The following is a 24,395-nucleotide window of genomic DNA, read 5'->3' as shown; positions in this document are numbered from 1 at the left end:
AATGTCGACATCGACCCAGGCTTCACAGGGCACGACGCCCGGCCCTGCCGAGGGACTCGCGCAGGGAGAGAGCTGCTACGTCTACGGAGTGGTTCCGGCCGACGTGGTGGTGAACCCCGAGGCCACGGGGGTGGGCGACCCACCCCGGCGGATCAGGCTCGTACGGCACGGCCCGGTCGCCGCCCTGGTGAGCGACGTGGACCTGGAGCGCCCGCTCGGCACGTCGGCCGATCTGCTGGCCCACGAGGCGTTGCTCGACGCCACCGCGGCGGAGGTGCCCGTCCTGCCGTTCCGGTTCGGCGCGGTGATGGCGAGTTCCGAGGCCGTCGTGGAGGAGCTGCTCTCGCCGTACGAGGAGGAGTTCCTCGCCGCGCTGCGGGAGCTCGAGGGGCGCGCGGAGTACGTCGTCAAGGGCCGTTACGTCGAGCAGGCCGTGCTCACGGAGATCCTGGACGCGAACCCGGAGGCGCGGCGCCTGCGCGAGGAGATCCGCGGCCGGCCGGAGGACGCCACCCGGGACGCCCGCATCCGGCTGGGTGAGATCGTCTCGCAGGCGATCGCCGCCAAACGCGACGCGGACACGCAGGCGCTGGCCGAGCGTCTCAGCCCGCTCGCCGCCGCCGCGTTCGTGCGCGAGCCGTCCCACGAACGGGACGCCGTGCACCTCGCCCTCCTCATGGAGACCGGCCGACAGGCCGAGCTGCGGCAGGCACTGGACGAGGTGGGAGGCGACTGGGCGGGGCAGGTCGAACTGCGCCTGCTCGGTCCGCTGGCGCCGTACGACTTCGTGGTGCCGAAAGAGCGAGGAGGCTGACCCGTGGGACTGGGAGAGCTCCTTTTCGGCTGGCCGCTGCTGCCGCTTCGCGGGGTCATCAAGCTCGGCGAGGTGATACAGGAGCAGGCCGAGCGCGAGCTCCACGACCCGGCGATCGCCCGGCGTGAGCTGGAGGAGATAGCGGAGGCCAGGGCCGCCGGACGGATCTCCGCGGAGGAGGAGGCCCTGGCGATCGAACAGGTCGTGCGCAGGATGAGCGGAGGGAGGTGACCGACCGTGCCTCCGGGTCGCAGACACATCGAGCGCGCCGCGCCGCCGGACGCCGTGCACGTGGTGCCCAGGGACGACGAGCGGCGGGTCCCCGAGCAGCGGGCCGAACCGCACCCGGGAACGCTCACCGCCGCGACGGCGGGAGAGACCGGCCTGCGCCTGATCTCCCGGCTGACCGCCAAGGAGACCGAGGCGGTCACCCTTGTGGAGCCCATGGGAGAGGGCTGGGTCGTGCACGTCGAGGTCGTCGAGGACCGCCGCGTCCCTTCGTCGGGGGACATGCTGGCGCTGTACGAGGCCGAGATGGACGGCGACGGGGACCTGCTGTCCTACCGGAGGGTGCGGCGCTACCGGCGCGGCATGATCGACGATGGTGAGGGCGTTCCGAGATGACCGATCCGACACACGCCCGGCCCGTGCTCCGCGACACGTACGGGGCGGTGCCGCGGCAACGTGAGGCCGCGAACCTCGGCGACATCCTGGAACGCGTCCTCGACCGGGGCGTCGTCATCGCCGGGGACATCCGCGTGAACCTGCTGGACATCGAGCTGCTGACGATCAAGCTGAGGCTGCTGATCGCCTCGGTGGACACGGCTCGTGAGCTCGGCATCGACTGGTGGGAGCACGACCCGTGGCTCACCGGCGGCGACCGTGAGCTGGAGAACGAGAACCGCCGGCTGCGCGCGCGCCTCGCGGCGGTGGAGGAGCGGCTGGCGCTCGGCGGCTCGGACGAGATCCAGGGCGAGGTCGTCGAGGAGCGCCGGTCCGAACGGCACCGCCCGCCCGAACAGCGCAGACGCGGAGACGACCGTGGCTGACGTCGGCACCTACCTCTACGCGGTCGCCGGGGACGGGGGGCGGCGCCCTCCCGGCGGGCTGACGGGCGTGGGCGGCGCGCCGGTCCGGGTGATCGCGGAAGGCGGCCTGCTCGCCTACGTGAGCACCGTCCCCTTGGACCAGTTCGGGGAGGAGCCGCTGCGCCGTTCGATGGAGGAGCTGGACTGGCTGGGGGAGACCGCTCGGGCGCACCACGGCGTCGTGGCGGCGGTGGCCGCGACCGGCCCGACCGCCCCCGTCCGGCTCGTGACCGTGTACAGCGGGGACGAGCAGGTGCGCGATCTGCTGCGCCGGCGGGGCGCGGACTTCGCCGAGGCGCTCTCCCGGGTGACCGGCCGGAACGAATGGGGCGTGAAGGTGTACGTCGATCCCGCCGCGCCGTCGGCGGCTTCGGGCGGAGCAGGGGGCGGCACAGGGGGCGAGGCGGGCGCCCGGCCGGGGCTCGCGTACCTGAAACGGCGCCAGGCGAGCCTGCGCGACCGTGAGGCGGCCTGGCGCGACGCGGTCGCCCGCGGGGAGCGCGTCCACACCGCTCTGCTGGATGTCGCCGTCATGGGCCGCAGGCACCGGGCTCAGGACCCGCAGTTGTCCGGACGCGACGAGTGGATGGTTCTGAACGGCGCGTACCTCGTCGACGAGAACCGCGGCCCGGACTTCGCGGCGCTGGTCTCCCGATTTCGCGAGCAGGGGACGGACGTGGAGCTCAGCGGCCCCTGGCCGCCGTACTCCTTCACGGAGCTGACCGACGACCAGGAGGCGCGCCATGGCGCCCCCTGAGCCGAGAGGCGCCGTGATGGCGGCCGAGGGCCGGATTCCCGCCGAGCGCGTGGCGCTCGTCGACCTGCTGGACCGGCTGCTCGCGGGAGGTGTCGTCATCACAGGAGATCTGGTCCTGTCGATCGCCGACGTCGAGCTCGTACGCATCTCCCTGCGCGCGCTGATCACATCCATCACCGCGGAGACGACGGGCATGACGAACGTGAGGTTCGACGATGAGCCGGCCTGGAGGTGAGCCGCGGTCGAGGGCGCCGCGCCTGCGCATCGAGGCGGACCGCGAGGCGGTGGAGCGCGACCTCAGCCGCCTGGTGCTGACCCTCGTCGAGCTCGTCCGCCAGCTGGTGGAGCGCCAGTGCATCCGGCGGATGGACCAGGGCGACCTGTCCGACGAGCAGATCGAGACGCTGGGCCTGACACTGATGCGTCTCGAAGAGGCGATGACCGATCTGTGCGAGCGGTTCGGGCTGGAGCCCGCGGACCTGAACCTCGACCTCGGGCCGCTGGGGACCCTCCTTCCCACGGACTGAGAGGGGACCGTCAGGAACCGGCCGCGAGGAGCCGCGCGATGACGCGGTCGAGGGCGTCGAGGTCCGCCGGATCGAGCGCGAGGAGGGCCGAGGGCGGCTCGCCGAGGATGCGCTCGGCCAGTTCCGCGGCCGTGACCCCCTCCGGTGTGATCGAGACGATCTTGGCTCGACGGTCCTCGGGATGGGGCGCGCGCTCGACCAGCCCGCGACGTTCGAGGTCCGCCACCACGATCGTGGTGTAGGGGGCGTCGGTGGCGAGCCGCTCGGCCAGGCGGCGCAGGGTCAGCGGCCCCGGGGCGAGCAGGCGCAGGGCCTTGACCCGGATGAAGCTCATACCGAGGGCGTCGCAGACCTCCTTGCGCCGTTCGTGGCGTTCGAGCACCAGGCCGCGCATCCCGCGCCACACGCGCGCCGCCACGTCCTCGCTCATCGCGACCTCACCGGCTCGTGCGGCGTCAGCCGGGCCGCCGTACGCTCGGCGGTGGCCTTGGCCCAGCCGCTGGTGGTGACCAGGGCGAGGACCAGGACGATCAGCCCGTACGCGGCGACGATCCACCAGGCCACGTGACTGGCCCGGGTGAACCCGGGGACGTGTACGGCGGAGGCGATCACCGAGCCGGCGATGGCCACGCCGAAGGACTGGCCGACCTGGCGGCTGGTCGACGCGACGGCGGCGGCGACGCCGGCCTGGGAGAGCGGCATCCCGGAGACGGCGGTGTTGGTGATCGGCGGGTTCACCACCGCGAACCCGAGCCCGAAGATCAGATAGATCACCAGCAGCTCCGGGATGGGAGTGACCACGGTGACCTGCGCGAGCAGCACGCCCGCCACCGTGACGCAGACGCCGCCCGCGAGCAGCGACATCCGAGGCCCGCGGGCGCCGACCAGCCGTCCGGACAGAGGTCCGAAGATCAGCGTCGCCAGAGCGGTGGGCAGCATGCACAGTCCCGCGTGCAGGGCCGACAGCCCGCGGATGTCCTGAAGGTAGAGCGTGTTGACGAAGAGGAACGTGCCGAGCCCGGCGAAGCTCGCCACGGCGATGGCCGCGGCCCCCGAGAACGGGGCGCTGTGGAAGAAGCGCACGTCGATGAGCGGGTCCTCACGGCGCGGCTCGTACACGATCAGCGCGACGAGGGAGAGCACGGCGACGGCGAAGCACGCGATGATCAGGCCCGACGACCAGCCGAGGCCGGGCCCCTCGATGATCCCGTACGTCAGGGAGGCCAGCAGGGCGATGACGAGGATCTGCCCCACCGGGTCGATCCGGCGCGGCCGCTCCGACCTGGACTCGGGGACGAACAGCCAGGTGAGCAGCACCGCGACCAGGCCGATCGGCACGTTGATCCAGAAGATGGCCCGCCAGCCGACGCTGTCGGTGAGCAGGCCGCCGACGACGGGGCCGAGGGCCATGCTGATCCCGACGACGCCGCCCCACACGCCGATCGCCTGGGCGCGCTCGCGCGGGTCGGTGAACGTGTTGGTGATGATGGACAGCGCCACCGGGTTGAGCATCGAACCACCGATCGCCTGGAGCGCGCGGAACGCGACCAGCCACTCCAGCGTCGGCGCGATGCTGCACAGCAGCGACGCGCACGTGAAGACGAGCAGCCCGACCTGGAAGACGCGCCGCCGTCCGACGCGGTCGCCGGTGGACCCCGACAGCATGAGCAGGCTCGCGAGCGTGAGCGTGTAGGCGTCGATCGTCCACTGGAGCCCGGAGACCGGGGCGTGCAGGTCCCGCCCGAGCGCGGGCAGCGCCACGTTCACGATCGTGTTGTCGAGGGACACGATCAGCAGGCTGGTGCAGCAGATGAGCAGCACCAGGATCCGCCGTCGGCGATTCATTAGTTGCACTACTACAACGGTACATGCTGACAGGGAGGCCGCCCGCGCCGGCGGCCTCCCTGTCAGGGTCAGATCTCCAGGCGCTCCTCGATGGCCTTGAGCTGGTGCCGGGCCATCGCGAGATTGGACCTGCCTCGATCGAGGGCCAGATAGAGGAACAGGCCCTTCCCGCTGCGCCCGGTGACCGGGCGGATGATGTGGTACTGCGATCCGAGCGTGATGAGGATGTCCTCGATGGCGTCCTTGAGCTGGAGCGACTCCATCGTGCGGAGTTTGGCCTTGACCACCTCGGTGTTGCCCGCGGCCGCGACCTGGAGATCGAGGTCCTTGGAGCCTCCGTGCGTGCCGAGCGCCATGCCGCTGCTGTAGTCCACGACGACCGCGCCGAGCGCGCCGTCGACCGCCATCATCTCCTTGAGAGAGATGTCGATGTTCGCCATGTGCGTTTCTCCTATTCGCGTTCGACGATGGCGGCGAGCTTGGCCGCCGTCTTGCGACCCTCGATCCGGAGCAGGCCGAGGTTGGCCCCCGGCCCGGCGAGAACGGCGAGGACGAGCTTGGGGCCCGCGGCATAGCACGCGGTGTACCCACGGGTGCCGGAGATCAGGGTCTCCTCGAGTGCGCCGGCCTGGACGAGGTCGGTCATCCGGCGGGCCATCGAGAGCAGCGCGGACGAGAGCGCCGCGACCTGCTCGGTATGGCCGCCGAGGTCGGTCGCGACGAGCATCCCGTCCACCGTGCAGGTGAGCGTGCCGGTGATCTCGGGCGCGCGTTCCCTGAGGAGGAGCATCTCCTCGTGTATTTCGCCGCGCAGATCCATCGCAATGCCCCTTCCGGCCCGCTTGAGCCACGTGATCACTGCAGCGCCTCCAGTGCGTCACGCAGCCTGATGAGCAGGTTCACGTCGGTCGGGTCGGCGCTGACCTGCGGCAGATACGGCTCCGCGGCGTCCTGCCCTGATCCGGGCCGCAGCTCGGCCCGCGGGCCGGAGCGATCGCCGCGTCGGGGCAGCGTCGGCGGGGACGGCGCGGCCGGCTCCACCCGCGTCGCGAGGAGCCCGGCCGCCCCCAGCTCCCGTACGGCGAGCAGCGTCGAGTAGGCGGGACGTCCGAGGCGGCGGGCCAGCTCCGCGGGCGTGGCGGTGGTGTCCGCGCCGAGCAGCACCTCCCACTGCACCGCGGTCAGCACCACGTGCCTGCCGGGGATGCGCCGTACGGGGATCACCGGCTGCGTGTCGAGTTCGGTCGACGGCCATGCTCGGTCCAATCGGGCCTTCCTCCGCCGGCACTCCCGGAAGAGGCCGGGCACGTCGAAGAACCAGTGCGTGCCGAGCCAGTGCCGTTCCCCGTCCCTGAACCGGGAGCGGGGCCCCGGCCGGGCTCCCGTCGTGTCGAGTGCCGTGTCGAGCAGGAAGAACGAGGCGTCAAGGGTGGCCCCCAGCACGCAGAACTCCAGCTCTCCCCGGGTGAGTACGCCCTTGCCGACCAGCAGGTCGCCCCCGTTCACGGGGTCGGGGTCCGCGCTGACCACCTGCCGCGCCTTCCTGACGGCGCTGGCGCTGATCCGGCCGGACGCGGTCAGCAGCTCCTCCACGTTCGGCGTGCCGGTGCACTCGGCGTACGACACCCGGCCGCGGGTGAGGAAGATCGTCCCGTTGCGGCCCACCCGGAGCGACCCGGTGGCCTTGTCCTGCGCGAGTCCGGCGAGTACGGAGTCGAGGGTCGAGGTCGCCATGGCTCACGAGGCGATCAGCCGGTGGGAGATGGCCTGGAGCCTGCGCAGGGCGAGGGCCAGGTTCGCGCGTTCGGGATCCAGCCGGAGGCAGATGAGCAGCGGCCCGTCGAACATCGTCTCCATGGGCTTGATCAGGTGGTAGGCCCGGTCCGTGGTGACGATCACGTCCTCGATTCGGATCGTTCCATCGGGGGTCGAGAGGGCGAGCCCGTCGAGCGTGGCGCGGAACGCCTCACTCAGCCCGGCGGCCGATCCCTCCGGGTAGGGGACACCCTCGGCGGCCACCGCCATGCCGCTGGTGTGATCCACGAGAATCGCGTCGAGCGCGCCGGGAATCGTCATGGCCTCCGAAAGGCAGTCCTCTATCCCGATCACGCGCAACTCCCTCGCCGGGTCGTCGATACGGCGCGGCCAACACTAGAGAAGGCGATACGCGCGGAGTCCGCACAGTCCAGCGGGATATGAGGTGAGATATAAGGATTGGCCGTTCTAGGAGAAGAATTATCCCACTGCATAGAAGACTTGTATTTACCGGCGATTGTGAAGATTATTCGGATATTTTGGGTTACGGGTAGGGGAGAATAGGGCTTATGGAACGAGTCCTGGTCAGCGCATGCCTGCTCGGCCGACGGGTGCGCTACGACGGCGGTGCCAAGACGAGTGAGGACGAGCTTCTCGCCACCTGGAACTCCGAGGGGCGGCTTGTGCCGTTCTGTCCAGAAGTCGCGGGTGGGCTCCCCGTACCCCGGCCCCCGGCGGAGATCGAGGGCGGCGCCGGCGGCGCGGCGGTTCTCGCCGGGACCGCGCGCATCGTGACGCCGGACGGCGACGACGTGACCGAGGCGTTCCTCGCCGGCGCGCGGCGGGCGCTCGACGCCGCCCGAGCCTCCGGCGCCCGGGTGGCGATCCTCAAGGAGGGCAGCCCGTCATGCGGCTCGCTGCGCGTCTACGACGGCACGTTCACCGGCCGCACGACGCCCGGCCAGGGGGTGACCACCGCCCTCCTCGAACAGAACGGCGTCCGGGTCTTCGACGAGGACGACATCGCCGGGGCCGCCCGCCATCTACGGGACAGGTGATCAGGGGGACAGCGGGTCGGAGGTGACGATCACCGCGTTCTCGTCCGGCTTGAAGACCAGGACGTTCTCGACGTAGGACCGGAGGGCGGCCTCCAGGCCCACGTCGCCGCCGGCCGCCTCGGACATGAACCAGCGGTGGTCGAGGACCTCGTGGAAGAGCTGGGCGGGTTCCAGCTTGCGCCGCAGCTCGGCCGGGATCCCGGTCACCACCGGCTGGAACACCTCGGCCAGCCAGCGGTGCGCGACGATCGCCTCGTCCTCGTGGCGCAGGCCGTTCGACACCCGGAACGAGTCGAGGTCGTTCAGGAGCCGCCTGGCCTGGTTCTCCTCGACGTCCAGGCCGGTCAGCCTGAGCAGGCGGCGCTGGTGGTGCCCCGCGTCCACCACCTTGGGCCGGACGATCAGCCGCCCCGTGCCCGCCTTCCTGCGGACCATCATCTCGGCGACGTCGAAGCCGAGCGAGTTCAGCCGCCTGATCCGCTGGTCGACGATGTGCCAGTCGACCTCCTCGATGATCTCGTCGGAGTTGAGCTCGCTCCACAGCCGCTCGTACCGCTCGACGATCTGCTCGGCGAAGACCAGCGGGTCGATCGACGGGTGCAGCAGGTCGCCCGCCTCCAGGTCGAGCAGTTCGCCGTAGATGTTGACGTGCGCGACGTCGATGTCGTGGGTCCGCTGCCCCTCACTGATCATCGGATGCAGCTCGCCGGTCTCGGCGTCCACGAGGTACGCGGCGAACGCCCCGGCGTCCCGGCGGAACAGCGTGTTCGACAACGAGCAGTCACCCCAGTAGAAGCCGGTGAGGTGCAGCCGTACGAGCAGCACGGCGAGGGCGTCGAGCAGCCGCGTCAGCGTGTCGGGCCGCACCGACCCGGACAGCACGGCCCGGTAGGGGAGCGAGAACTGCAGGTGCCGGGTGATCAGCGCGGAGTCCAGCTCGTCGCCGTCCGCGTCGGTGCGCCCGGTGACGACCGCGACCGGCTCGACCGCCGGGGTGTCCAGCCGTGCCAGGTCCCACAGCAGCTTGTACTCCCGCTTGGCGTACCGCTCGCTGATCTCCTTGATGGCGTAGACCCGTCCCCCGAGCCGGGCGAAGCGGACGACGTGCCGGGAGATGCCGCGCGGCAGGGTCACCAGGTGGTGGTCGGGCCACTGCTCCAGCGGGACGTCCCACGGCAGCCGGATCAGGTCGGGGTCGCCGGGGGCGCCGATCATCTGCAGGGGCACCGGTTCGCTCCTCGTTTAGGGGGTTTCATGATTCAGTGTCGCGGATAGAGTCGAGGACCATGACGCTGCTGGATGAGTTCGTCGGCTGGTACTTCGCCGAACACCCGGTCCGGGCCGCCCTGCTCGGAGCGGACGGATACGACCGCACCCTCGGAGACTTCAGCGAGGCCGGGTTCACGGCCAGGGAGCGCGCCGCGGAGCGCTGGCTGGAGCGGCTGTCCGCCGAGCCGGCCGCGACCGTGGAGGACGAGATCGACCGCGATCTCGTCACCTCGCAGCTGCGCGGGACCGTGGCGAGCGCCCGCTGGCCGGAGTGGCGGCGCGATCCCGCGCCGTACCTGGGGGCGATCTTCGGTTCCCTGTTCACGCCGTTCCAGCAGCGGCTGAAGCCGGAGGCCGAGCTGGTCGAGGCAGCCGTCGCCCGGCTCGCCGAGGTGCCCGACGTGCTCGCCGCCTGCCGAGAGAACCTCGACCCCGACCTCGCCGCCGGCCTGCTCGTCACCCGCGGCCTGGACCAGGCCCGTACGGCACGGCGCTTCCTCACCGAGACCGTCCCCGGCGAGGTGGCCGACCCCGTCCTGCGCGCGCGGCTGGCGGCGGCGGCCGAGCCGGCCGCCGCCGCGTTCGACGCGTTCGTCACCTTCCTCGACGGCTTCAGGGCGGGCGGGACCTGGCGCATGGGGGAGGAGCTCTACTCCACGCTGCTCCGCGAGCGGGAGATGCTCGGGTACGGCGCCGCCGAGCTGCACGAGAAGGGGCTCCGGGCCTGGGACGAGATCGACGCCCGGATGCGCGAGGTGGCCGGGCGCCTCGGCGACGGCGCCTGGGGTGAGGACTGGCGGGCCGCGATGGAGTCCCTCATGGACGACCATCCCGAGACCCTGGAGGCCATGCGCGCGGAGTACGAGGCGGAGACGCTGCGCGCCCGTGACTTCGTCCGCGACCGCGGCCTCGTGACCTTCCCCGAGGGCGAGGAGTGCCACGTCCTGCCGTCGCCGGAGTTCCAGCGGCCCATCCTGGCGGTGGCCAACTATCTCGCGCCGCCGCCGCTCAGCGCGTCCAGGACCGGCGTCTTCTTCGTGCCGTTCACGCCGGACGGCTCCACCCCCGAGCAGGTGCGGCAGCGTCTGCGCACCAACTCGCGGGCGCAGATGCCGTCGATCGCCGTCCACGAGACCTACCCCGGGCACCACTGGCACCTGGCATGGCTGGCGGCCAACCCCCGGAAGGTACGCAAGATCTTCCGCACGCCGTACTTCCTCGAGGGCTGGGCGCTGTACGTCGAGGGCGTGCTGCACGAGCAGGGATACTTCGACACACCGGCGACCGAGCTGGCCCACCTGGACTGCCGGATCTTCCGGGCCGCCCGGATCGTCGTGGACACCGCCCTGCACTGCGGCGACATGACGATCGAGGAGGCGGAGACGTTCATGGCCACCAAGGCGTCGCTGTCTCCGGGGACCGCCAAGGGCGAGGTCAGCCGCTACTGCGCGTGGCCCACCCAGGCGCCGTCCTACCTCACCGGAGCGCTGGAGATCCAGCGCATCCGCGAGGACTTCTCCGGAGACCTCCGCAAGTTCCACGATCAGATCGCCGGGAGCGGCGGCCTTCCTCTCGGTCTGGCCCGGCGGGCGGTCATCCCGGCGGGTTGAGAGCCCGCTCGACCACGGCCGCGAGTTGCTCCTCGCTGAGGACGGCGGGCGTTCCCACGCCGAGCGCCCGCACGTAGACCTCGCACAGCCACTCCAGCAACCGGGTCGCCTCGAACGCCTTCTCCAGGGTCGGGCCGATGGTGACCCCGCCGTGGTTGGCCAGCAGCGCGCCCTGCTTCCCCGTAAGCGCCGCGCGCACGTTCTCCGCCAGCTCCGGCGTGCCGTACGTCGCGTAGGGCGCGACGCGGACCGCGCCTCCGAGCAACAGGGCGTTGTAGTGGATCGGCGGCAGCTCGGTCATGGTCGTCGCCACCACGGTCGCGAAGACCGAGTGGGTGTGCACGACGGCCCCCGCGCCGGTCGAGGCGTACACCGCCAGGTGCATCGGGGTCTCCGACGAGGGGCGCGCGTCGCCCTCGACGAGGCGGCCCTCGATGTCCACGATCGGGCAGTCCTCCGGTCTGAGCCGGTCGAGGGCCACGCCGGAGGGGGTGACCGCGACCAGGTCTCCCTCCCGGACGCTGAGGTTGCCGGAGGTCCCGATGACCAACCCCAGATCGGCGGCTCTACGGCCGTACTCACACAATTCCCGGCGAAGATCCCACATGCCGCCAATTTAGGTGATCAGCCGCGATATCGCACTCCGGTCTATACCAGCTAGATCCCATCATCCGACTTTTGATAGGGCCTTTTAGCTGCTTAAACATCGATATACCCTCCGATAGTCGGGCACGGGACGTCGCAGTCGGATCACAGATTGGTCTAGACCGACCAGGGACCCTTGACGCGCTTGGCGGCTCGCCGTACGTTCCAGCAATCGTTTAGGAAACTTTCCTAATTGTCCCCCCCGGGAGAGTTGGATGACCAACACGCCTCGCGAGATCACCCGCCGCCAGATGATGCACCGCATCGGCCTCACCGCACTCGTCGCCGGCCCCGCGGCCGGCCTGCTCAGCGCCTGCGCCACGTCCGGAGGCGGCTCCTCGGAGCCGACCCCCTCCGCCGCCGCCGGCGCGGCGAAGTCGGAGACCAACCCGTTCGGCGTCAAGGCCGACGCTCCCCTCGAAGTGGTGATCTTCAAGGGCGGTTACAGCGACGAGTACGCGACCCAGTCGCACGAGCCGCTGTACGTCAAGGAGTTCCCGAAGGCGAAGATCACCCACCAGGGCATCCAGACGATCGCCCAGACCCTCACCCCGCGCTTCGCCAGCGGCGACGTGCCCGACGTGGTGAACAACTCCGGCACCGACAACCTCGACACCGGCTCGCTCGTCGCCGCGGGCCAGCTCCTCGACCTCACCCCGCTGTTCGAGGCGCCGTCGATCGACGACCCGAGCAAGAAGGTCAAGGACACCATCGTCCCCGGCACCATCGAGTCCGGCCTGGCCGGTGACCCCGCCAAGCCGTACATCCTCAACTACGTCTTCACCGCCTACGGGCTGTGGTACGACGCCAAGCTCTTCGAGAAGGAGGGCTGGACACCGCCGAAGACGTTCGACGAGTTCAAGACCCTCGCCGACCAGATCAAGGCGAAGGGCATGACCCCGTACGCGTACGCGGGCAAGAACGCCTCGTACTACCAGTACTGGATGATCCTGATCACCGCCGCGAAGATCGCCGGCAACCAGGTCCTGATCGACATCGACAACCTCGTCGACGGCGCCTGGACCAACGACGCGGTCAAGCAGGCGGCCGCGGCCTGGGCCGAGATCGGCAAGTACATGGACAAGTCCTACGAGGGCCTGATCCACACCCAGGTCCAGACCCAGCAGAACCAGGGCAAGGTCGCGCTCTACCCCTCCGGCTCCTGGCTGGAGTCCGAGCAGGCCAAGGACACCCCGGCCACGTTCGAGTACGCCATGGCGGCGACCCCGTCGGTCGGGGCGTCGGACGCGATGCCGTACGGGGCGATCCGGGCCGTGGCCAGCGAGCCGTTCGTCCTCGCCGCCAAGGGCAAGAACGTCAACGGCGGTCTGGAGTACATGCGGGTCATGCTCTCCAAGGAAGCCGCCAAGTCCTTCACCGAGAAGACCAAGAGCCTCACCGTCGTGGTCGGCGCCACCGAGGGCCTCACCCTCTCGCCCGGCGTCGAGAGCGTGGTCGCCGCGCAGAACGCCGCCGGCGCCAACGTGGTGACCTGGTCCAACTTCGAGCAGTGGTACAAGGAGCTGGAGACCGAGCTGCGCAAGCAGACCAACGCGCTCATGTTCGGCCGCATCACCGCCGACCAGTTCTGCGCCAACATGCAGAAGGCCGCGGACAAGACCAAGGCCGACAGCTCGATCACCAAGCAGAAGCGGACCGCGTGATCCCATGCGGCATGGCAAGCTGGCGCACGCCCCGTCCCCGATGGCGCTGAGAAGGTACGGGTTCATCCTGTCCTTCCTCGCGGCGCCGCTGGTCCTCTATGCCGTCTTCGTGGTCGGGCCGTACATCCAGGCGTTCCAGATCGCGTTGACCAACTGGAAGGGCATCTCGCCGAACTTCGACTACATCGGCTTCGAGAACTTCACGAAGCTGTTCGACGACGGTGCCTTCTGGCCGGCGGTGCGCCATCACGGGCTGCTGCTGCTCGTCATGCCGCTGGCCACCATCGCCATCGCGCTGTTCTTCTCGTTCCTGCTCAACGTCGGGGGCGGGCAGCGGAACGGGCGGCGCACCGGCGTTCCCGGGGCGGCCTTCTACAAGATCGTGTTCTTCTTCCCGCAGGTCCTCGCCGTCGCCATCGTCGGCGTGCTGTTCCAGGCGATCCTCAGCCCGGACAAGAGCGGCGTGCTCAACAGCGCGCTCGGGGCTTTGGGGATCGATCCCGTGGGCTGGCTGATCAACCCCGACCTCGCGTTGTGGACGATCATCGGCGTGATGGTGTGGCAGGCCGTCGGGTTCTACGTGGTGCTCTTCTCCGCCGGGATGTCGTCCATTCCGCAGGACGTGTTCGAGGCGGCGGCGCTGGACGGCGCGGGGCGGTTCACCCTCTTCTTCAAGATCACCCTGCCGCTGCTCTGGGACACGCTCCAGGTCGGCTGGGTCTATCTCGGCATCGCCGCGTTCGACGGGTTCGCCCTGGTCCAGGTCCTCTCCGTGGACCGGGGCGGCCCCGACAACGCGACCACGGTGTTGCCGCTGGAGATCTGGCGCCAGGCGTTCACCTTCTCCAAGTACGGCTACGCATCCGCGATGGGCGTCGCCCTGTTCTTCCTGACCCTGACGTTCGCCGCTCTCACCCTGCGGGTCACCCGGCGCGAGAGGATCGAGTTCTAGACATGGCACGTCCCCCGCAGCGACGTGGCGGCCAGGTCGGCGTCTTCGGCGCTCTTTCGCACCTGGCCCTGGCCGTGTGGGCGATCCTGGTGATCTATCCGATCGTCTGGACGTTCCTCGGCTCCTTCAAGACCAACACGGAGATCTTCGGCGATCACCCCCTGGGGCTGCCGGCGAACTTCCACTGGGACGCGTGGGGCCGGGCCTGGGCCAAGGCCCACATCGGCCAGTACATGATCAACACCATCCTCGTGGTGGCGGTGGCCACCTTCTTCACGATGCTGCTCAGCTCGATGGCGGCGTACGTGCTGGCCCGGTACCGGTTCTTCGGCAGCAAGGTGATATACCTGCTGTTCGTCTCGGGCCTGTCGTTCCCCGTCTTCCTCGCGCTGGTCCCGCTGTTCCTCACCGTGAAGAATCTCGGACTGCTCGGCACGCACACCGGTGTGATCATCGTCTACGTCGCGTACTCGCTGCCGTTCTCGGTGTTCTTCCTGACGGCGTTCTTCAAGACGCTGCCGACCTCGGTGGCCGAGGCCGCGATGATGGACGGCGCCTCGCACACGCGTACGTTCTTCCAGGTCATGATGCCGATGGCCAAACCCGGCCTGATCAGCATCACGATCTTCAACGTGCTCGGCCAGTGGAACCAGTACCTGCTGCCGATCGTGCTGCTGCCGGGAGACGCCCAGGACAAGTGGCTGATCACCCAGGGCGTCGCCAACATCTCCACCAACGCCGGCTACGAGGCCGACTGGGCGGGGCTGTTCGCGGCGCTGAGCATGGCGATCATCCCGATGCTGATCGTCTACATTGTCTTCCAGCGGCAGATCCAGTCGGGGCTGACCGCGGGCGCGCTCAAATAGCGCGTCCCCAGGGTCTCGTGATGTCCTGGAGGCATGAGCGAGCCAACTGAGCGGCAGTCACCCCACTGGCACCGTGACGGCGAGACGATCCGCAGGACCGTGACCGCCCCCGACTTCCGTACGGCCATCGCGATCGTCGACGACATCGCGGAGCAGGCGGAGGCGATGAACCACCACCCCGACATCGACATCAGGTGGCGCACCCTGCACCTCGCGCTCACCACACACGACGCGGGCGGCCTGACCGACCTCGACCACACGCTGGCCGCCCGCATCGACGAGATCGTGACCGCGCGCGGGGCGAGCTGATCTCCGGTCTGCCGTCAGTCGAAGAGGCCCGGCGGCGGCACCGGCGAGACGACCGGCTCGCCGTCGCGGATCGGGGCGGCGCCGGCGACGAAGTTCGTCAGCTCCTTCCCGTACAGGCACCTGGCCTGGGTGAGGCCGCCCGCGGCCCGGCGCGTGAGCGGGCCGACGGGCAGCTCGCCCGCCGACGCCGCCACGATCAGGTTCCCGAAGCGCCGGCCGCGCAGGATGCCCGGCTCGGCGAGCAGCACGACGTGGCGGAACGCGCCCAGCACGGTGGCGAGCAGCCGCCTGGCGAACGGCAGGCCCTTGCCGTCCGCCACGTTGATCAGCAGCGTGCCGTCCGGCCGGAGGATGCGCGCCACCTCGGCCATGTACTCCGCGGTGGCGAGCTCGGCGGGCATGACGGCGCCGGAGAACGCGTCGAGCACGAACAGGTCCGCTGACGCGTCGTTCAGCCCGGCGGCCGCCGCGCGGCCGTCGAGGACGCGTACCTTCAACCGGGGCACCGACTTCAGCCGGAGCTGGTCGCGGACGAGCTGGACCAGCCCGGCGTCCGGTTCGACCACGATGTGCCGCGAGCCCGGCCGGGTCGCGGCCAGGTAGCGCGGCAGCGTGCACGCCCCGCCGCCGACGTGCACGGTGTCGAGCGGCCCCTCGGGGAGGCAGCCGATCACCTCCGCCATCAGCCGGACGTAGTCGAAGTCGAGGTAGGTCGGATCGGCCAGGTCCACGTACGACTGGGCGACGCCGCTCATCACGAGCATCCACCCGTCCGGCCGGTCGAGGTCGCGCAGCAGCTCCACCTCGCCGAATGTCACCGGATAGCGGCCCTGGACCGGTTCTTGCACCCTTTGCCCCCTATGCGTGGTATATCGAGGGGAGCACTCCGACCCCCCAGGAGAAACCGTATGCGCAGACGGGCGTTGCTCGCCCTCGTCGGCGTGGTCGTCACCATCATCGTCACGAGTGTCACGGGCCTCGTCCTGTCGGGGAGGGACGAGGCCGGGGCCGGTGACCCCACGCAGCTCGTGTTCAGGCCGACGCCGACGCCGCCCTCGTCGCCGGCGGAGCAGCGGGTCGAGGGCACGCCGAGGGAGACGGCCGACACCTACCTGCGAGACTGGGCGATCGGCGACTACGAGTCGATGCGCGAGCTCGTGGACGAGCCGCCCGACGACTTCGCCGACCGGCACCGGCAGCTCGACGACGCCGTCTCCGCCCGGATCGTCCGGCTCACGCCGGGCGATCTCACCATGACCGGCCAGGACACGGCCGAGGTGAGCTTCACCGGCGCGCGGAAGGTGGACGGATACGGCGGCACCTGGGACTTCGCCTCGACGCTGCGCCTGGCCGTACGGGATCTGACCTGGAAGGTCCTCTGGACCCCCTCGGTGATGCATCCGGACCTGGTCGAAGGAGGCGAGCTGGTCCGGATCGACCAGCCGGTGTCCGGTGCGCGGTTCCTCACCAAGGAGGGGCAGCCGTTCCCGCACGAGAACTACGCCGAGCCGTACCTCTCGGATCTCGCGATGAGGATCCCGCAGCCGCCCTCCGGCACGAAGGTGGGGTGGACCGTCGAGCTCAGGAACCCCGGGCAGGAGCCCAGGGTCATGCTGGAGAGACGCGTGGACAAGCAGGAGGGGACCCGGACCACGATCGAGTCGTTCGCCCAGGCGTCCGCCGCCCGCGCCCTGGACCCGGTCCAGCAGCCGGCCGCGATCGTCGCGGTGCGGCCCTCCACCGGCGAGGTGGTCGCGGTCGCCGACCGGCTGGGCGGCAAGGGCGCGTTCACCGGCAAGTACGCTCCCGGCTCCACCTTCAAGACGGTCACCGCCGCCGCGCTGCTGGACGCCGGGCTGACCGCCGACTCGCAGGTGCCCTGCCCGGCGACCTACACGATCCCCAACGGGCGGACGATCGACAACTACCAGGACAAGGACCACGGGAGCGTCATGCTCCGCCAGGCGTACGCGCTGTCGTGCAACACCACGTTCGCGCGGCTCGCGGTCCAGATGGTGAGCGCCGACAAACTGGTGGAACAGGCGGGTGCCTTCGGCTTCGGCGCCCGCCTCGCCACGGGTGTCGGCGGGACCTGCGGCAGCCTCAAGCGGCCCGAGAACTCCGACGCGCTCGCGGAGGACTCGTTCGGGCAGGGCACGGTGGAGGCGAGCCCGCTGTGCATGGCGACGGTCGCGGCCGCGGTGCAGAGCGGCTCCTGGCGGCCGCCGCGGCTGCTCCCCGCCGACACGGCGGAGCGGATCGAGGGGCACGCCCAGCCCGCGAGCGTGCCGCTGAGCGGTGAGGCGGCGACCGGGTTGCGCGCGCTGATGAGCGCGGTGACGACCGAGGGAACCGCGGCCGGGTCGGAGCTGCCCGACGGCGTCTCCGGCAAGACCGGCACCGCCGAGGACTGGCAGGGAGGAGCGGATCACGCGTGGTTCATCGGCTACCGGGGTGACCTCGCGTTCGCCGTGTTCGTGGAGCACGGCGGCACCGGGCGCAACGCCGCGGTGCCGATCGCCGCGCGGTTCCTCCGTGCGTTGTAGCAAGGCGGTAGTAAAACGTTCTCCAGGACGGTCAGCTAGCGGGAAAGTCTTCACATTTGACACCGCTTGTGAGGGAATCGTGTTGTCCCGGCTCAATGTGGAGGCGACATGGACCCGAACGCCGTGCACGAAGTCCTTGCCCGGCACCTGCTCGTCGACGGTTTCCGGCTGGTGCTCGATCTCGACAGGAGCGCGGGCTCCTGGCTGGTCGACGCGCGTGACGGCCGGAGATATCTCGACTTCTACACGTTCTTCGCCTCGTCGCCGCTGGGGATGAACCCCTTCGACGACGACCCCGCGTTCATGGCCCTGCTCGCGCGTGTGGCCGCGAACAAGCCCGCCAACCCCGACCTCTACACCACCCACCTCGCCGAGTTCGCCGAGACCTTCCACCGGGTACTCGGCGACCCCGACCTGCCCCACCTGTTCTTCGTCGAGGGTGGCGCGCTCGCCGTCGAGAACGCCCTGAAGTGCGCCTTCGACTGGAAGAGCCGCTGGAACGAGGCCCACGGCCGCCATCCCGGCCTCGGCACCAAGGTCCTCCACCTCACCCGCGCCTTCCACGGCCGCAGCGGCTACACGCTCTCCCTCACCAACACCGATCCGGTGAAGACCGACCGCTTCCCCAAGTTCCCCTGGCCGAGGATCGACGTGCCGGCCGTCCATTTCGGTGACGTGGAGGCGGCCGAGGAGCGGGCGCTCGCGCAGGCGCGGGACGCGTTCGCCCGCAACGCCCACGACATCGCCTGCTTCATCGCCGAGCCCATCCAGGGCGAGGGCGGGGACAACCACATGCGTCCCGAGTTCCTCCAGGCGATGCAGGCCCTCTGCCACGAGAACGACGCGCTGTTCGTCATGGACGAGGTCCAGACCGGCGTCGGGCTGACCGGCACCTCCTGGGCGTACCAGCAGCTCGGCCTGGCGCCCGACATCGTGGTCTTCGCCAAGAAGGCCCAGGTGGGCGGGGTGATGGCCGGACGCAGGGTGGACCTGATCCCCGACAACGTCTTCAACGTGAGCGGCCGGATCAACTCCACCTGGGGCGGCGGGCTCGTCGACATGGTCCGCTCGCGCCGGATGCTGGAGATCATCGAGCGGGACGAGCTGATCCCGAAGGCGGCGATCCTGGGGGAGAAGCTGCTGTCCGGCCTCCAGACGCTGGAGGCCGAGGGCCTGGTCACCAACGCCCGTGGACGCGGCCTGATGTGCGCCTTCGACGTGCCCGACCGGGCGGCCGTGATCGCGCGGCTGCGCGACGAGGACGAGACCGGAGTGCTGGTCCTGCCGTCAGGAGAACGGTCGATACGGCTCCGCCCGGCGCTGTCGGTGCAGCCGGACGAGCTGGAGTACGGCCTGGCCCGCCTCAGGCAGGTCCTCACCCCGAGCTGAGCGGGGGAGCTGAGCGGGGCGGACCCGCAGGGCTCAGGAGTCGGTCGAGTCGCGCCAGTGGTTGATCGCCGCGTTCCGCGACTCGACCCCGAGCTTGGCGTAGATGCGGTTGACGTGGTTCTTGACCGTCTTCTCGCTGAGGAACAGCCGCTGGGCGATCTCCCCGTTGGAATGCCCCACGGCGATCAGGTCCATGACCTCGGCCTCGCGTTTGCTCAGACTCGTCTGGGTGCGGTCGTCGACTCTCATCCGGCCTCCCGGGCAGACTCAAGATCGCCGAGGCCCCCCGCGCTTCCGGCGTAGCGGTTGAGAGCGAGCATAACGCCCCCAATCCACCTTTGGGGGAAAAGCCGACGGCCGGTCCTTTCGGACCGGCCGTCTTCACAGGGTGAGTGATGGGACTTGAACCCACGACATCCAGGACCACAACCTGGCGCTCTGCCAGCTGAGCTACACCCACCATGTCCGCCGCTCTCAGCGGCGTACGAGAAAAGTGTAGCGGTATTTCGGAGTCGTCATGCCGTGCCGCGCACGGAGGATGGCGCGGATCGCCGTCACTGGGTGGAAATCGCCTCGGCGACCTCGCGGGCGGTGGCGGTGTCGGGGCCCGGATGCGGCACGAACACGGCCGCGCGGTAGTAGCGCAGCTCCCGGATGCTCTCGGTGATGTCCGCCAGCGCCCGGTGGCCGCCCTGCTTCTCCGGGGAGGCGAAGTAGGCGCGGGGGTACCACCGGCGGGCCAGTTCCTTGATCGAGGAGACATCGATCATGCGGTAGTGCAGGAACCCGTCCACGAGCGGCATGTCCCTGGCGATGAACGAACGGTCCGTGGCGATGGAGTTGCCGCAGAGCGGCGCCTTCTTCGGCTCGCCGATATGGGAGCGGATGTACTCCAGCACGATGGTCTCCGCCTCGGCCAGCGTCACCCCGCTGGGGAGCGCGTTCAACAGGCCGGAGGCGGTGTGCATCTCCCGGACCACCTCAGACATCTGGGCCAGCGCCTCGGGCGGGGGCTTGATGACGATGTCCACGCCCTCGTCAAGCTGGTTCAGCTCGCCGTCGGTGACGATACAGGCCACCTCGACGAGCGCGTCACGGCCGAGGTCGAGCCCGGTCATCTCACAGTCGATCCAGACCAGCAGGTCAGTCATGAGACCCAGCGTAGTAGGGCGTTCAACTCACTTGGAGGGAGTCCACCACCCGCTGGAGCACCGACTGGTCGAGATTGTCAGGCACGGAGGCGTAGAGCATGGCCGGCTGCATGCCCTCACCACGATCCACCAGGATGAACGCACCCTTCTCGGTCTTCCACTTCCAGCCGTTGCGCTTGGACTCCTCGCTGAAGTCCATCTCGAACTCGGTGATCCAGGCGTCGCGGCCGCTCACCTTGATCGCCTTGTTGCTCAGGATCTTCCGTACGTGCTGGGGAGAGTAGAAGTCCTGCTCGTACGCCACCAGGACCGCGCCGGTGAGGTTCCGCAGATCCTGCGTGCCGCTGTACGGGAAGTACGACGGCAGCGGCGCCGTGTAGACGGAGGCCACCCAGTCGCTGTTCTGGCCGTCGAAGTTCTGCTGGGAGAGTGCCTGGTAGCCGCTCGACCACACCGGCATCTTCACGTTGTTCGGGTTGTTGACCTCCGCGGCCTTCGGGACGATCCACGGCTGGCCCGGGTAGGCGTACGACAGCCCTGTCACCGCGTCGGAGATCCGGCCTCCGGACGGCTGCGGCAGTTCGGTGAGCTGCTGCTGGGGCGGGGGTGACTCGGTCTCCTGCGGGGGGACCGTGCGATCGAGCGGCGGCTCCGTAATCTCCGTGCCGGGCTTGGCGACCGCGCCGTCGGTCTGGGTCCGGACGACGAACAGCCCGGCGACCGCCACCACGGCGAGCACCACGACGACCGCGAGCCCGCCGAGCAGCCACGGCCAGGGGGACGACGACTTCGGCGGCTGTGCCCCGAAGTCGGGAACGGGAAGCTGCGCCGTCTGCGGCGAGGGGCCCCACAGCTGCTCACCGCCCTGCTGCTGGCCGCCGGGCTGCTGCTGGTAACCGCCCTGCTGCTCCGTCGCGTGCGTGGCGTCGGTCCACTGGGAACCGTCCCACCACCGCAGTTGGGGAGAGCCGTACGGATCGGGGTACCAGCCGGCGGGCGTCGTCGTCATGCGGGCCACATTAGCAATCCCGGAACTCATCATGAGATTGCCAGAAAACGTCAGTTATCTCCGATGTTCCTGTGAGAACACGTGAAAGAGAGGTCAAATCGCGATCGCCACTGATCAGCACCGATAAGAGAAGGACGCCTTGTCCTGCAGCGGCTTTCCCGAAGAGGTCGGCGACAGGACCCGCAGCGTGGCCACGCCCTTGAAATCGCCGGAACCCGTCACCTGCCAGCGCAGTGGAAGTTTCACCGACGTGTCCCCCGAGAGCACCTTCTGCTCCCGCTCGGTCATCCGTACCCCGTCGCTGCGCACCCAGACGTAGCGGATGCTGCCCGCGCCGCCGTTGGTCGTGACCGTGCCGACCAGCGTCGCCGTGCCGTCGCAGGCGACCGCCTTCTTGGGACCGCGCACGTCCACCCTCTGGACGAGTACCTCGGTGGCGGGCTGGAAGCGCAACCACAGGATGACCACGGCGAGGAGCATGGCGAGCAGCAGCGATCCCGCCCACGCCCCGCGCCTGGCCCGCCGCCCGTTCCGCCGGCCGGGCGTTCGATCGCGGCCCGTCTCCTCGGCGAACTGCGTGGTGGCACCGGAGCGCCAGATCTGCGCCGCCGTCGTCTCCGTCGGCACGCCGGGACCGAACCGCATGACCACGTCGGTGGGAGCCGCCGTACCGGGCGCGGGGTCCGGGAGCCGCAGCAGGGTGACAGCCTCCCCGGTGGTCTCCCTGGCGGGCGGTGCCGTACCGGGAGCGGGGGCGGTGGGGACGGCGGAGGCCGACCACCAGTGCAGCGTACGGATCAGCTGGTCCCTGGTCGTGAACCCCTGGGGCAGCAGGTCGCGCCCGGCGACGAGGGTGTCGCGGGCGGCGGCGAGCCCGCGGGCCGCCGCGGCGGACGCGGCCTGGTCGAACAGGGCGGCCGCCGGGCCGTCCGCCCAGCTCGCCGCGAGGCCGCGGGCGAGCGCGACCCAGGCCGTGATGTCCCCCTCCGGTGACGCGGGCTCCCCGCGCAGCGCCTCGAGCAGCCCGCGCTCGGCCAGCAGGGCCGAACCGTCCTCACCGATCACGATCGTGCCGGGGTGCACCGCGCCGTGGGCGAGCCCGGCCGCGTGTACGGCCAGCAGGGTCTGGGCGGTGTCCATCAGGATCGTCGCCACCCCGCCGGGGCCGGGAGGCGGCCCGCCCTGGGCGAGCAGGTCGGCGACCACGGGCATGGCGCCACGCCCGGTGACGAGCCAGATGTCACCGCGGGCGGTGACGAGGTCCACGACGGGGAGCAGACCGGCCTGCCCGGCCTGCCACAGGCGGCGGTCGGCGCTCACCGCGGCGACCAGCCGCTCGCGGGCGGCCGGTGCGGCGACCAGTCCGGGGTCGAACCGCAGCACGCCCGACGGCGTTCCCTCGGGAGAGATCGCCTCGCTCCAGGTGCCGAGCTCGCCTGATCGGGCGCGTCCGGTCAGCCGGTGCCCCGCGATGGAACCGCCGTCATCCATCTATCGCCGCCTCCGGTGCCGTCCCGTCATCCTCTTCACGGCAAGTGTGGCGGGAACGAGCCCGGTCGTCACCAGGCCGAGAGCGAACGCCGCCATCGGGACCGACGCGGGGGCCGACGGCACCGGCTCCGAGGTGATTCGGGGCGGCTCCGTGGTGGTCGAGGTCTCCGTGGGCCGGCCCGTGTCCGTCGGGGAGGACGTCGGCGCGGTGGTCGTGGGAGTCTGCGGCCGGGTCGGCGTGGACGTTCCCGTCGGCAGGTCGGGGATGTTGACCGTGTCGTCCGGCTCCGGCGTCGACCGGCTCGGCCGGGGAGTCGGCCTGGACGTCGGCGTCCGGGCCGGGGTCGGTTTCCTGCTCGGCGAGGGCTTCGCCGTCGGGGCCACCGGCGGGGCGCTCGTGGTCGCCGACGCGGGGCTGGGCGAAGGGGAGGGGGAGGGCGACTTCGACGCCTTCGGCGACGGCGACATCTCGGGCTCGGCCGTCTGGGGATCCGCGGTCTCCTCGTCGACGATCCCGAGATCCTTGGGCGTCCGGCCGGGCGTCTCGATCGTCGTCCCCGCCTGCAGCGTGGCGCCGCTGAACGACCCGACCAGCGCGGCGGTGCCGCCGGCGACCACCGCCAGGGAGACCGCCACCAGGCCGATCCTGACGCTGACCTTGGTGAGGGCGCTGCCGCCGAGGTGCGTCTCGGCGAGAGCCGTACTGGCCTCGGGCGCCTCCTCGGTCAGCGGGAAGAACGGGAGCAGGAGGCCGGCGAGCGCCGCGAGGCGGCGCCGTCCCCGCTCCTCCCACGCCGGGCCGTACGCCTCGGTGGCGACGGACTCCAGCTCCCGCAGGAACGCCTCGGCCGAGGGCGGCCGGTCGGCCGGGTTCTTGGCCATGCCGCGCTCGATCAGCCCCTGGAGCGCGTGGGGCACCTCCTCGACCGGGGGAGGCGTGGACTGATGCTGGCGGGCGAGCGCGGGCAAGCTCTGCGCCCGGAAGGGACGGGTGCCGGTGAGGCACTCGAAGAAGACCACGGCGGCGGCGTACACGTCGGTGGCCCGGCTCGCCGGGCTGCCCGACCACTGCTCCGGGGCCATGTACGGCGGCGTGCCGGAGGCGCTCACCCCTTCGCCGGCCCGCGCGGCGATGCCGAAGTCGACCAGCTTGCTCATGCCGTCGGCCTCGACCATCACGTTCTCGGGCTTGTAGTCGCGGTGGACCACCCCGATGGCGTGCGCGGCGGCCAGCCCGAGCAGCGAGCCCTTCAGTACGGCGAGGGCCGCCTCCGGCCCGGTCGGCCCCTCCGAGCGCAGCATCGTGCGCAGCGACACGCCGTCCACGAGCTCCATGACGATGGCGGCGCCGTGCGGCGCCTCGATGTACTCGTAGAAGCGGGCGGCGTGCGGGCTGGGTTCCATGAGGGCGAGCAGGTGCGCCTCGTGCCGGAACCTGCCGACGAAGTTGAGGTCGGAGCGCAGCTCCCCGGAAAGGTACTTGATCGCCACCGGTATGCCGTCGGCGTCGTGCCTGGCGAGGACGACACGCCCGCCGCCCCCCGTGCCAAGCTCACGTATCTCGGTATATCCGGGGGCACTCCAGGCGCCCGTCTGCCCGTACATCCGGTCTCCTCATCGGCCCATGACGAGACCGTAGCTTAGTGATTG

The 24,395-nt window shown here is 70.4% G+C and carries 29 protein-coding genes and 1 tRNA gene; 15 read left to right on the top strand and 15 right to left on the bottom strand.

Features of this window, described 5'->3' with window-relative positions; all coding sequences use genetic code 11:
- Position 1 precedes the first annotated feature (1 nt).
- From AB0I59_RS31365 to AB0I59_RS31335, 7 genes are read left to right on the top strand one after another with little or no spacing between them, the layout of a single operon-like run.
- Positions 2-814 (top strand): GvpL/GvpF family gas vesicle protein, encoded by an 813-nt coding sequence (locus tag AB0I59_RS31365; protein WP_061258747.1) that lies wholly within the window; start codon positions 2-4, stop codon positions 812-814.
- Positions 815-817: 3 nt separating this feature from the next.
- Positions 818-1,045 carry a gas vesicle protein GvpG gene (locus AB0I59_RS31360; protein WP_061258746.1) on the top strand — a complete coding sequence of 76 codons (228 nt, stop codon included), beginning with the start codon at positions 818-820 and terminating at the stop codon, positions 1,043-1,045.
- A 6-nt stretch (positions 1,046-1,051) separates the two neighbouring features.
- Positions 1,052-1,438 (top strand): gas vesicle protein GvpO, encoded by a 387-nt coding sequence (gvpO, locus tag AB0I59_RS31355; protein WP_358138595.1) that lies wholly within the window; start codon positions 1,052-1,054, stop codon positions 1,436-1,438.
- Positions 1,435-1,863 carry a gas vesicle protein gene (locus AB0I59_RS31350; RefSeq protein ID WP_082777294.1) on the top strand — a complete coding sequence of 143 codons (429 nt, stop codon included), beginning with the start codon at positions 1,435-1,437 and terminating at the stop codon, positions 1,861-1,863. Before gvpO ends, AB0I59_RS31350 begins: the two co-directional genes overlap by 4 nt.
- On the top strand, positions 1,856-2,659 hold the full coding sequence (locus AB0I59_RS31345) for a GvpL/GvpF family gas vesicle protein (RefSeq protein ID WP_061258745.1): 804 nt from the start codon (positions 1,856-1,858) through the stop codon (positions 2,657-2,659). Before AB0I59_RS31350 ends, AB0I59_RS31345 begins: the two co-directional genes overlap by 8 nt.
- Entirely contained in the window at positions 2,646-2,894 is a 249-nt protein-coding gene (locus tag AB0I59_RS31340) for a gas vesicle protein (protein ID WP_061258744.1), read from the top strand. The genes AB0I59_RS31345 and AB0I59_RS31340 overlap by 14 nt, the downstream gene beginning before the upstream one ends.
- Positions 2,875-3,186 (top strand): gas vesicle protein K, encoded by a 312-nt coding sequence (locus AB0I59_RS31335; RefSeq protein ID WP_061258743.1) that lies wholly within the window; start codon positions 2,875-2,877, stop codon positions 3,184-3,186. The genes AB0I59_RS31340 and AB0I59_RS31335 overlap by 20 nt, the downstream gene beginning before the upstream one ends.
- 10 nt (positions 3,187-3,196) lie before the next feature.
- On the opposite strand, the gene AB0I59_RS31330 is transcribed toward AB0I59_RS31335, so the two are convergent.
- The 6 genes from AB0I59_RS31330 to AB0I59_RS31305 all read right to left on the bottom strand — a co-directional run bounded on the left by AB0I59_RS31330 (position 3,197) and on the right by AB0I59_RS31305 (position 7,140).
- Entirely contained in the window at positions 3,197-3,616 is a 420-nt protein-coding gene (locus AB0I59_RS31330) for a MarR family winged helix-turn-helix transcriptional regulator (protein WP_061258742.1), read from the bottom strand.
- The gene (locus tag AB0I59_RS31325) at positions 3,613-5,031 is read right to left on the bottom strand and encodes an MFS transporter (protein WP_061258741.1); all 1,419 of its coding nucleotides are present in this window, start codon (positions 5,029-5,031) and stop codon (positions 3,613-3,615) included. The genes AB0I59_RS31330 and AB0I59_RS31325 overlap by 4 nt, the downstream gene beginning before the upstream one ends.
- A gap of 68 nt (positions 5,032-5,099) precedes the next feature.
- Positions 5,100-5,471, bottom strand: coding sequence for a hypothetical protein (locus tag AB0I59_RS31320; protein ID WP_061258740.1), 372 nt, complete (start codon positions 5,469-5,471; stop codon positions 5,100-5,102).
- Positions 5,472-5,482: 11 nt separating this feature from the next.
- Positions 5,483-5,851: a roadblock/LC7 domain-containing protein gene (locus tag AB0I59_RS31315; RefSeq protein ID WP_061258833.1), complete on the bottom strand. Its 369-nt coding sequence runs from the start codon at positions 5,849-5,851 to the stop codon at positions 5,483-5,485.
- 35 nt (positions 5,852-5,886) lie between these two features.
- On the bottom strand, positions 5,887-6,765 hold the full coding sequence (locus AB0I59_RS31310; protein WP_358138591.1) for a hypothetical protein: 879 nt from the start codon (positions 6,763-6,765) through the stop codon (positions 5,887-5,889).
- 3 nt (positions 6,766-6,768) lie between these two features.
- Positions 6,769-7,140: a hypothetical protein gene (locus tag AB0I59_RS31305; RefSeq protein WP_061258738.1), complete on the bottom strand. Its 372-nt coding sequence runs from the start codon at positions 7,138-7,140 to the stop codon at positions 6,769-6,771.
- Between the two features lie 215 nt (positions 7,141-7,355).
- On the opposite strand from AB0I59_RS31305, the gene AB0I59_RS31300 reads away from it, so the two are divergent.
- Positions 7,356-7,844: a 2-thiouracil desulfurase family protein gene (locus AB0I59_RS31300; RefSeq protein ID WP_061258737.1), complete on the top strand. Its 489-nt coding sequence runs from the start codon at positions 7,356-7,358 to the stop codon at positions 7,842-7,844.
- On the opposite strand, the gene AB0I59_RS31295 is transcribed toward AB0I59_RS31300, so the two are convergent.
- The gene (locus tag AB0I59_RS31295; protein ID WP_358138589.1) at positions 7,845-9,071 is read right to left on the bottom strand and encodes a DUF4032 domain-containing protein; all 1,227 of its coding nucleotides are present in this window, start codon (positions 9,069-9,071) and stop codon (positions 7,845-7,847) included. It lies immediately after the preceding gene.
- Positions 9,072-9,130: 59 nt separating this feature from the next.
- Here AB0I59_RS31295 and AB0I59_RS31290 point away from each other — a divergent pair, with 59 nt between their 5' ends.
- Positions 9,131-10,723: a DUF885 domain-containing protein gene (locus tag AB0I59_RS31290; protein ID WP_358138587.1), complete on the top strand. Its 1,593-nt coding sequence runs from the start codon at positions 9,131-9,133 to the stop codon at positions 10,721-10,723.
- Here the strand turns inward: AB0I59_RS31290 and AB0I59_RS31285 are convergent.
- Positions 10,707-11,330 carry a class II aldolase/adducin family protein gene (locus AB0I59_RS31285; protein WP_061258735.1) on the bottom strand — a complete coding sequence of 208 codons (624 nt, stop codon included), beginning with the start codon at positions 11,328-11,330 and terminating at the stop codon, positions 10,707-10,709. The two genes, AB0I59_RS31290 and AB0I59_RS31285, sit on opposite strands and share 17 nt — an antisense overlap.
- 253 nt (positions 11,331-11,583) lie before the next feature.
- Between AB0I59_RS31285 and ngcE the strand changes: the two genes are divergently transcribed.
- Genes ngcE through AB0I59_RS31265 form a run of 4 tightly spaced genes read left to right on the top strand, consistent with a single transcriptional unit; the run spans position 11,584 to position 15,159 of the window.
- Positions 11,584-13,032 (top strand): N-acetylglucosamine/diacetylchitobiose ABC transporter substrate-binding protein, encoded by a 1,449-nt coding sequence (gene ngcE, locus AB0I59_RS31280; RefSeq protein ID WP_061258734.1) that lies wholly within the window; start codon positions 11,584-11,586, stop codon positions 13,030-13,032.
- A 4-nt stretch (positions 13,033-13,036) separates the two neighbouring features.
- Positions 13,037-13,984 (top strand): carbohydrate ABC transporter permease, encoded by a 948-nt coding sequence (locus AB0I59_RS31275; RefSeq protein ID WP_358138584.1) that lies wholly within the window; start codon positions 13,037-13,039, stop codon positions 13,982-13,984.
- Positions 13,985-13,986: 2 nt separating this feature from the next.
- Positions 13,987-14,850, top strand: a complete 864-nt coding sequence (locus AB0I59_RS31270; RefSeq protein ID WP_061258733.1) for a carbohydrate ABC transporter permease — start codon at positions 13,987-13,989, stop codon at positions 14,848-14,850.
- A gap of 33 nt (positions 14,851-14,883) precedes the next feature.
- On the top strand, positions 14,884-15,159 hold the full coding sequence (locus AB0I59_RS31265) for a 4a-hydroxytetrahydrobiopterin dehydratase (protein ID WP_228645698.1): 276 nt from the start codon (positions 14,884-14,886) through the stop codon (positions 15,157-15,159).
- A 14-nt stretch (positions 15,160-15,173) separates the two neighbouring features.
- Here the strand turns inward: AB0I59_RS31265 and AB0I59_RS31260 are convergent, their stop codons facing one another.
- Positions 15,174-16,007: a spermidine synthase gene (locus tag AB0I59_RS31260; protein ID WP_358138582.1), complete on the bottom strand. Its 834-nt coding sequence runs from the start codon at positions 16,005-16,007 to the stop codon at positions 15,174-15,176.
- A gap of 60 nt (positions 16,008-16,067) precedes the next feature.
- Between AB0I59_RS31260 and AB0I59_RS31255 the strand changes: the two genes are divergently transcribed.
- Positions 16,068-17,705, top strand: a complete 1,638-nt coding sequence (locus AB0I59_RS31255; protein WP_358138580.1) for a penicillin-binding transpeptidase domain-containing protein — start codon at positions 16,068-16,070, stop codon at positions 17,703-17,705.
- Between the two features lie 108 nt (positions 17,706-17,813).
- Entirely contained in the window at positions 17,814-19,094 is a 1,281-nt protein-coding gene (gene lat / locus AB0I59_RS31250) for an L-lysine 6-transaminase (protein ID WP_061258730.1), read from the top strand.
- A gap of 33 nt (positions 19,095-19,127) precedes the next feature.
- On the opposite strand, the gene AB0I59_RS31245 is transcribed toward lat, so the two are convergent.
- The 6 genes from AB0I59_RS31245 to AB0I59_RS31220 all read right to left on the bottom strand — a co-directional run bounded on the left by AB0I59_RS31245 (position 19,128) and on the right by AB0I59_RS31220 (position 24,350).
- On the bottom strand, positions 19,128-19,343 hold the full coding sequence (locus AB0I59_RS31245; RefSeq protein WP_061258729.1) for a helix-turn-helix domain-containing protein: 216 nt from the start codon (positions 19,341-19,343) through the stop codon (positions 19,128-19,130).
- Between the two features lie 138 nt (positions 19,344-19,481).
- Positions 19,482-19,554: transfer RNA gene (locus AB0I59_RS31240), tRNA-His, on the bottom strand.
- A gap of 94 nt (positions 19,555-19,648) precedes the next feature.
- The gene (orn, locus tag AB0I59_RS31235) at positions 19,649-20,245 is read right to left on the bottom strand and encodes an oligoribonuclease (protein WP_061258728.1); all 597 of its coding nucleotides are present in this window, start codon (positions 20,243-20,245) and stop codon (positions 19,649-19,651) included.
- A gap of 22 nt (positions 20,246-20,267) precedes the next feature.
- Positions 20,268-21,254 (bottom strand): DUF2510 domain-containing protein, encoded by a 987-nt coding sequence (locus AB0I59_RS31230; RefSeq protein WP_061258727.1) that lies wholly within the window; start codon positions 21,252-21,254, stop codon positions 20,268-20,270.
- A 114-nt stretch (positions 21,255-21,368) separates the two neighbouring features.
- A complete protein-coding gene (locus AB0I59_RS31225; RefSeq protein WP_358138576.1) occupies positions 21,369-22,745 on the bottom strand; it encodes a protein kinase family protein in 1,377 nt (458 codons plus the stop codon).
- Entirely contained in the window at positions 22,746-24,350 is a 1,605-nt protein-coding gene (locus AB0I59_RS31220; protein WP_358138574.1) for a serine/threonine-protein kinase, read from the bottom strand.
- Between the last annotated feature and the right edge of the window lie 45 nt (positions 24,351-24,395).

It is taken from the genome of Microtetraspora glauca, assembly GCF_040656155.1.
Taxonomy (GTDB): domain Bacteria; phylum Actinomycetota; class Actinomycetes; order Streptosporangiales; family Streptosporangiaceae; genus Microtetraspora; species Microtetraspora glauca.
The sequence above is the reverse complement of the archived record's forward strand: the minus strand, read 5'-3'. Positions and strand labels throughout refer to the sequence as shown.